A 3000-nucleotide genomic window follows, 5' to 3' on the forward strand; every position below is an offset into this window, starting at 1 on the left:
CACCCACCTGCGCGTCACCAACGGCAACAAACCCACCACCATCACCCTCGACAAAAACACCATCACACCCCCCGCCCCCCTCAAAGAAAACATCAGTGGCGTCTCCTCGTCCGCTGTCAGCGGCAGCAACGGTGTGGCGATGCCCCGCGCAAATGGACTTGACCAGGAACCCTTCGAGGTCAGGGTAAAAGTGATGGACGAGAACTGGAACGAGCATGATCTTCCCGATTCTCATGAGAGCTTTCAGCGTCTGTATTACCGGGACGCCGAGACGAGGCGGCTTGTCACCGGGCTTCTCGATCCCCGGGACCCCGGGCGGTACACTTCCGTCACCGCTTACCGCGGCGCCTATCCCAACGACGGCCAGCAAACCATGAGCGCCGCCGCTACTCGTCACCGCGCCTACCTCACAACGATGAACGCCGGTCTGCAGACGGTGACTCCGGTGGTCTGGCACGGGGAGGAATGGGGATGGACCGGCATGGGTGTAAGTGTGGACGCCAGTACTGTTGCCCCCTCCCTCAGTGAAGCAAGCACAAGTGACCGGATCCAGCTGGCCGGATGCATCGAGTCCCCATGCACTTTGCCCGATCCGGCCCAAAAACCGGTCCTCTTTGATCCCCACAGCGAAGTGCCCAGCATAGGAATACAACTCAACGCGTTCGCGACTATCAGCCCCAACCACCTGCCGCTCTACGGGCCCGGCAGTGAAAAAATCCCGACTGGAGGAATGCTCCGCAAGAGCCCCGTGGCTATCAGTGGAAATACTGCCAGTATCAATGGTATGGACTTCAACACTAATCCGGGGCACTACGAAGGTGACAAAATCAGCGCGTCTCTGATCACGCACGGAGAGCAGAATAATATCGACGGGATCCAGGTCGAGCACTAAGCTTGGCGTTTAACCTCGCAGGTCACGCGGCCTGCGGATCTGCGGTTCTTCCCGGGCCCGCGGAGGCGGCCGTTCTTCATGCTTCGAGATGTCGAGTCACGAAGCACGAGAACGGCCGCTGCTATGAGTCTGCCGGGCCCCGCGACCGCCGGCGAGGCGTCCGATGTCTAGCCCCTCATGCCAGGCGGTGTCCTCACCGAAGCCGGAACGCACAACACCGCTTCAGTGACGCCGCGAGTGGCGCCGGCGGGTGAAGTGGGCGTACACAAGGGCACCCAGCCCTGCAGCGCCGATCACATACATCAGCACTGCGAGCGGCCCGGTGCCCTTCACTCCCGTACGCGCCAGTGGAGGTGAGGGCGTCGGGCAAGGGACCAGCGTCGGGGTGATGCTGCTGTGGCTCGGGCTTGGGCTGGCAGTGGTGAAGGTGGGGGCGGGCCCGGTATGTGTGGGCGTGGGACCGGACTCTGTGGGGATAGGCACACTCGTGAGATGTGGCGTCTGGGGGTGCAGGGGGGCGGGCGTGGGCGTGAGCACGCACAGTGCCGGGGTGGTGGTGTGCTGCGGCGTCTCGTGCCGGTGGTCGCCGTCGAAGGGTGCCGCCATCAGGCGGGCCGGTTCCCCTTGGTGATGGCTCAGCGCAAGGGACGGCGAGGCCAGGAGGCCGGCACCGGCCACTGCCATTGCCCAGACGGCGCAAGCCGTGTATGCCACTCGCTCGGGTGCAGGCCTCATAGTCCCTCGATCCGCAGGGTCGACCGGGTACCTGCCAGCCTCCGGGACGGTGGGGCGGGAAGCGAACCGCCACACCCAGACGGCAAGGCAATCCGTGGCGGGTTCCCCCGGGCGGCCCATGGCCGCAGAACGCGCAAGGCGCCTGGAACACTTGCCGCCGCCTGGCCCAATTGACGCCTGCACTGCGGTCGCTTCACCGCGAACGGGCCGAACCGGCTGCGGGTCAGCCACCTGACCATGGTCACGACGCCGGAAGGCCCACTGTGGCTGTCCGCGATCCGCGGTCTTCTCCCGCCGGGCAGTGGCCTGGGAAACCTCCGCCCGCGCCGATGCGGACCTGGTCCTCACTTCGCTGGAATACGCCCTGACCAGCCGCGAGGTCACGCCCGGCCAGCTCATTCACCACGCGGGCCAGGGCTGTCATACACGTCCGTGAAGCTCACAACCCGCCTGTTCAGGGCCGGGACCCGGGCGTCCTTGGGCTCAGTCGGCGACTCGTACGACTGTCAGTCTTCTCGCACCGGATCCCGCAAGGATTGGGTAGTCCCGGCCGAGGCGGCCTGACTCCTGCTATGACTGACCCGCGGGTGTCCTGGCGTTGATCTGTCGACCGCCCGTCCTGGCACGCAGACGCGCTGCCGCCGGACGGACGTGACCTGACACCAGCGCATCAGCTGGCGGAAGGTCCCGGCATTGACGACGAACCGGCGCTGGGCCACCTGATGACCGGCAGAGTCAACGGCGACGGCGGTGTGGGACGACTTGTGGGGATCGACACCGATCAGGATCACAGGCTGGCCTCGCACTCGATGAGACAGGAAGGGGAGTGCGGTGGGCACCCTGACTTGAAGTCACTGCGTCACCTTCATGCCTCTGTCCAGCCACACCGCGCGGGTGCCGGCCGTCGGCGGCACGCTATCAGTGAGCCAGCCCGAGGGCGGCAAGGAGCACTGGCTGCCCGTGCCGGCCGACACCCGGGACGCTACGGCTGCAGACCGAGCGTGTGGGGTGGATTCAACAAGTCAGGAGCCTGGAGCCGGCTCACCAAGGCGTCCCCGTGACAGTCGGGACTGCTGCGTGATCGGGTGTCAGCTTATGCCACACCAGCCGGTAGCCGGCCTTTCGGAAACACGAAAATACATCCCGGCCCGAGAGGGCAGATCCCGCAGCCGGCGCTGCACGGTCAGCGTCTCTTCCAGGACCGCGTCAACGAGTTCGAAGGGCAGCACCTGGGTCAGCTCGCCCAGATGACCGGGAGCGAACCGGCCTCCGGCCACTGTGAACCGGCGGGACACGGTTGTCACACCAGGCGGCAGGGCACAATGACGTACAGGCAACGGAGCTCCGTGGGTGGCAGCACTCTTGGCGGACTA

1 protein-coding gene and 1 pseudogene are annotated in these 3000 nt (G+C 65.7%); one reads left to right on the plus strand and one right to left on the minus strand.

The features are described 5' to 3' along the window. Window positions 1-892 (plus strand): hypothetical protein (locus AC07DW_RS33945; RefSeq protein WP_478861455.1); only part of this gene is annotated, 892 nt, incomplete at its 5' end. A 1821-nt stretch (window positions 893-2713) separates the two neighbouring features. Here AC07DW_RS33945 and AC07DW_RS33950 read toward each other — a convergent pair. Then, window positions 2714-2943, minus strand: a pseudogene (locus tag AC07DW_RS33950) (transposase domain-containing protein); the annotation flags it as partial. Window positions 2944-3000: the final 57 nt, after the last annotated feature.

The sequence above is a fragment of the Streptomyces sp. NPDC045701 genome, from assembly GCF_056432045.1.